This is a genomic window from Neisseria sp. HMSC074B07 (assembly GCF_001810355.1).
In the GTDB taxonomy this organism is placed as follows: Bacteria; Pseudomonadota; Gammaproteobacteria; order Burkholderiales; family Neisseriaceae; genus Neisseria.
On sequence record NZ_KV800913.1, the window covers coordinates 22,237 to 22,868 of the forward strand.

Sequence of the window (632 nt, forward strand, 5' to 3'; positions counted from 1 at the left end):
GCAACGCCATACTGGTTTAAAGTTAATCCACTATGAGTTTCGTGTCAGATGGTTTTATTGGCCCGCTGCAAGGATACACCATATTGTTTCGATATTTTTTCAAAATCGGCTGTGTCTTGTTGCGGGATGATGATAAAGGTGTAGTAGTCGCCTCCCGTGTCTGCACTATAAAGTACCGCCCCGGCGGCTTCAAATAAGGGATATACAGCCCTTGCCAGCTCATCGGGCAGATCTTCTTCAAGCTGCTGTTCGGTCCAATTCAGGACGACATTAAAACGTTGCGCCATTTCTGCGATGCAGTCAATAAAACTTTCTCCGTCTTTCCAATCAACGGAAAACAGATGTGTGTAGTCTTCGAGGTTATTGTGTAGGATGAAGCCTTCGGTTAAGAGGTTTTTAAATACGGCGGTTTCGTTATTTTCTTCCTGCGTGTTATTTTCCCCATCTTCATCTTCCTCTATTAAGTCTTGATGGATATTTTCGATAATGATGCCAACGGTTTCCGGCCGGTCGCGGTAAATGACATCCAGCCAATGCCGGAAAAGTGTTTCATGATTTTTTAATGGGCGGAACATTGTGTAAATAAACAAACAGAGATCTTTGCAAAATTCCCCAAAATCCCCTAAATTCCC

General features: G+C 43.4%; 1 protein-coding gene. It reads right to left on the reverse strand.

The window, feature by feature from the left end; translation table 11 throughout:
- Positions 1 to 44: 44 nt before the first annotated feature.
- Positions 45 to 632 (reverse strand): DUF6630 family protein (locus tag HMPREF2726_RS03395; protein ID WP_349267176.1); only part of this gene is annotated, 588 nt, incomplete at its 5' end.